The 4,112-nt window shown below is 50.0% G+C and carries 5 protein-coding genes; all 5 read left to right on the top strand.

Annotated features, from left to right (window positions below):
* The coding region (gene tssI, locus AFL22_RS22880) for a type VI secretion system tip protein TssI/VgrG (RefSeq protein ID WP_156311621.1) at positions 1–1,108 on the top strand (1,108 nt) is incomplete at its 5' end.
* 24 nt (positions 1,109–1,132) lie between these two features.
* A complete protein-coding gene (locus AFL22_RS22875; protein WP_033757377.1) occupies positions 1,133–2,191 on the top strand; it encodes a PAAR domain-containing protein in 1,059 nt (352 codons plus the stop codon).
* Between the two features lie 23 nt (positions 2,192–2,214).
* Positions 2,215–2,652 carry a hypothetical protein gene (locus tag AFL22_RS22870; protein ID WP_033757379.1) on the top strand — a complete coding sequence of 146 codons (438 nt, stop codon included), beginning with the start codon at positions 2,215–2,217 and terminating at the stop codon, positions 2,650–2,652.
* A 20-nt stretch (positions 2,653–2,672) separates the two neighbouring features.
* Positions 2,673–3,737 (top strand): hypothetical protein, encoded by a 1,065-nt coding sequence (locus AFL22_RS22865; RefSeq protein WP_045140912.1) that lies wholly within the window; start codon positions 2,673–2,675, stop codon positions 3,735–3,737.
* Between the two features lie 192 nt (positions 3,738–3,929).
* A partial coding sequence (locus AFL22_RS22860) for a hypothetical protein (protein WP_156311620.1) occupies positions 3,930–4,112 on the top strand: 183 nt, incomplete at its 3' end.

Here is a 4,112-nt window from a genome sequence, read left to right as displayed (position 1 = left end):
CGTGAGCGGGTCGGGCACGGCTACCGGCATCGCGCCGGGCTTTACCTTCTCGATCATCAACGCGCCGCACTTCAGCGACAACGGCGAGTATCTGGTGACCTCGGCGACCTATGACTTCGCCGAGAACGCCTACGCCAGCGGCGACACCGGCGACAGCCGTCACAACATCCACTTCACGGTGCTGCCGTCGTCGGTGACGTACCGCACGCCGCCGGAAACGGCGTGGCCGAAAACGCACGGCCCGCAGACCGCGAAGGTGGTGGGCCCGAAAGGCGAGTCGATCTGGACCGACCGCTACGGGCGGGTAAAGGTGAAGTTTCACTGGGACCGGCTGGCGAAGGGCGACGATACCAGCTCATGCTGGGTGCGCGTTTCCAGCGCCTGGGCCGGCCAGGGATTTGGCGGGGTGCAGATCCCCAGGGTCAACGACGAAGTGGTGGTAGACTTCATCAACGGCGATCCGGATCGTCCGCTGATCATCGGCCGGGTTTATAACGAGGCGAGCATGCCGCCGTGGGCGCTGCCGGCAGCGGCGACGCAGATGGGCTTTTTAAGCCGGTCGAAGGATGGTAACAGCGATACTGCTAATGCGTTGCGTTTTGAAGACAAAGCAGGGCATGAGCAGATTTGGATCCACGCCGAAAAAAATATGGATACGGAAGTGGAAAGCTGTGAGACGCACCATGTCGGTGTGGATCGGCAGAAAAGCATAGGCCGTGACGAAAAGGTCACGATAAAGCGCAATCGTCAGGCCGACGTGGGTGAACATGCGGTGAGCAATACGGGCATCCAGCACGTTATTAATGTTGGCGAAGGCGAAACGGTGCTGACCATGGATAAAGACGGCAATGCGCTGCTTGAAGCCAACACCAGCATTAAATTAAAGGTGAAAGAGAATTACATCTTGATCACCCCCGACGCCATTCAAATCCAGGTGAATACGGGAAATATCCATGCTGAGAGCGAGTTGCAGGCACTGTTTAAAGGCAATAAGCTGACCACCTTAGGTACCGGTAAAGATGCTGAATTAAAGGCAAATGATACGGTAAGCATTACCGGCACGAACATCACCGACATCAAAGGCGCGGTCGTCAATATTAACAGTTAATCGCTTATTGAAAGGAACATCAGTATGGGTATGCCTGCGGCCAGAGCTTCTGTGGATAAAGCGGCTCACGATGGCCCCATTCAGTGCGGCAGTCCTGACGTTATCATTGGTGGATTTCCCGCCGCCCGAAAAGGTGATGAATTTTCGTGTAAGCAACACGGTGGCGGTATTATCGTCAGCGGCTCCGGCAGCGTATTCGTTAACGGTATGGCGCTGGCCCGTCAGGGTGATAAGACGCAGTGTCATGCAGGCGGGGCGACGGCTCCCGCGAAATGTAAACCTGCGCCCCCGCAATACTGGGGAGGCTCGCTGGCGAAGAAGGCTGGTGAGGATGGGATGTTGCATGGCGAGCACTACGATGCGCGAATCTTAGGGGCGTATGCCAGCCTGAAAGACAGCACCAATGATGGTAGTTATGACACTGTGTCGACTGGGTTTTCGCTTGAAAATCTCACATTAGCGAATATGAAAAGTGACGCCCTTTTGAAAGGTGAGTTGCGGAATAAAATAGCGGATGCCAATGCAACTGGCTCACTTTACACCGGTGATAGCGGAATCTATGGCATTAATGGCAAAGCCGCAGCGGCGGGTATGCAATATGGCGCGACGGGCTCAATAGGAACAGAGAACACATTGTATGCCATCGCTACCGGCGATGTGACGCTTGGCACTGCTGATGCAAAAGCGGTTGCAGAAGTATATACCGGCAATAAAGGAAGATATGGGTTCAGCGTTGAGGGTGGCGCAGGTGCAGCGGCAGTGAAAGAGAGCGTTACGGGGAAAGTTAGCCTGTACGGTATTGTAGTAGCTGATGCTAAAGGCGGAGTACATTTAGGCGCAGTAGGTGCAGCAGGAGGTTTAACTGCCTATGCGGATGAAACCGATTACTCAGCTACAGTAAAGCTCTCAGGTAGGTTAGCTTTTATACTGGGGATAACAGGCGAAATTAATGTAAAAATTGCATTAAAACCCCTCCGCGACCTGTTTTTTGGTGAAAGGGATAGTACAGAAAAATCTGGAAGCAATGGTGGTGCAGATGGTGCTATCATCAACGGTTGCGCAACGGTTTTAGTTGGCGGTTAAATAAAGATAGGGTTGATTCTAACATGAAATTTATAGCATTTTTATTTTTCTGGATTGTAACGGTTTATTATGTCTGGAACGGAAAGGATTTTTATAATAAAAAAGAATGGGCAGGATTTGGTAAGAAGTTTGTAGGTGTGCTGGTTGGTATTGTAGTACTTGCCTTTGCGCTCAAAGGATTAGTGTTAGCTATTCCCGGATTTAGTAATGATCTTGCTGGAGATTTAATGGAAGAAATAGGCATTTCTTTTATATTTATTCTTGGCATAAAGTTTATGATTATCATGATTTGCACTTTATTTAGTGGGATTGTGGGTTTTCAAAAAAAATATAATGCTGATAATTATGCCCGAATTTCACCTGCTGCCAGTAAGTTAGTGCCTGGCATGCTCATCTTTGCAAAATGCGTGGTTTCTCTTGGCTCTATAGTCATTTATTACGGCATCTGGCTAGCGAATTAAATTAAGAAGGGAAACAGGCTATGAATTTTGAAACGGACTATACTTTTCCCCTTACGCCGGGTTTCTCTAAAGAAGAAATCGAACAACGCTTCTGGAAATGCCTTTATACATCGGCCAGAGAAGAAATGCTGCATTACTGGGTTGTGCTGCCTAAAAGCCTCAAACCTGTGGAACTGGAGCCGGTTGCCTTCCCTGATGTCGGTTTAACCAATATCGGACGCTACTTAACTACGGATGACTCACTCTATCTGGAAGTTTGGGCCGCGTATGAACGCTGCCAGTGGGAGATGAATGCGTCTGATTGGCTGTTTAAAAAACTCGCCATGATGGGCGAAAAAATCCTGCACCGCCGTCTTGTCGGTAAGGCCTCGGAAAACGGTATTTTTGCAGATGTATTGACCCTAAAAACGCACGCTTCCGGTGACGATGTGATCTCACGATACACTGTTCAAAAAGATTACAATCGGGACAGCGGCGGTGGGAACTACCTCTTATTAAAAGCGTCCTGCGCAGCACGCGACTATCCTTCGCTTGCCAATGACATCTATTTTACAGTGGTTAACTGGAATCTGCTGCACCGCAGTAACTTAGCCATGGCGGAGTTGCTGACCTCGGTAAACCTGGATGGGGAAAACACTTTTAAAATACCGTCTTCATGGCATGCCAGCGTTATTGCTGAGAACAGACTTATCGTCGATCACACGATAGGTGGTGTGAATTACGGGGTCATTAATTTTTACTTTTATTCCGGTACCGTATGCCATTCCGCAGAGGATGCTTTTGAAAAGTCGACGCTACGTTTCCGGGAGCATGAGCATTCCGTCACGCTGGCGGCAAACGAGTTGGAACCCATTCCTAATGATATTAATGCTGCGCTGGGTTCGATATCGACCTGTACAGGTGAACTCTACAGCGACGAAGAGAAAATGCGCGCCTTTTACCAGAGTTACATATTCAACTGTTCAGGCTTGTGGTGCTACGTTGAACTGGTAGGGCAGCACAGGAATGATAAAAGTTATCACTTTGAAGCGAATAAACGCTGCGTAGAAATTATTCTGGCGACACTGAATATCAACGTGAAATAATACTGCTCCTGCCAATCAATCATCTTTTAGCTGGCATTCCGCCTCGTAGCAATGAGTATCATGGCACCTGTTTTTAACTCTTCATGTAATCCGCAGCAACAATAAAAGACGCTTGTCTGACCCACTGGTATTGCCCGGTCGCGGGTAATACCCGGGTTAATTCACCGATTACCATCAGTCCGGGAAATCACTATGTTTGATCGTATCACCGTCCTTCTGCCGGTCGAGGGCCTGCTGTTCCATACGCTTAAGGGCACCGAGACGCTGTCCCGTCCGTTTGTGCTCACCGCCGAACTGCTGGCCACCGACGCGCGCATCGATCGCCACGCCCTGCTGGGGAAGCCGGTGACGTTCACGCTGCCGACCGACGGGCTG

It is taken from the genome of Pantoea sp. CFSAN033090 (assembly GCF_001264395.1).
GTDB classification, from domain to species: Bacteria; Pseudomonadota; Gammaproteobacteria; order Enterobacterales; family Enterobacteriaceae; genus Pantoea; species Pantoea agglomerans.
The sequence above is the reverse complement of the archived record's forward strand: the minus strand, read 5'-3'. Positions and strand labels throughout refer to the sequence as shown.

Coding starts and splice junctions, on each gene's coding strand:
- AFL22_RS22870 (WP_033757379.1), top strand. CDS start 2,215: ATGAAATTTATAGCATTTTTATTTTTCTGGATTGTAACGGTTTATTAT.
- AFL22_RS22875 (WP_033757377.1), top strand. CDS start 1,133: ATGGGTATGCCTGCGGCCAGAGCTTCTGTGGATAAAGCGGCTCACGAT.
- AFL22_RS22865 (WP_045140912.1), top strand. CDS start 2,673: ATGAATTTTGAAACGGACTATACTTTTCCCCTTACGCCGGGTTTCTCT.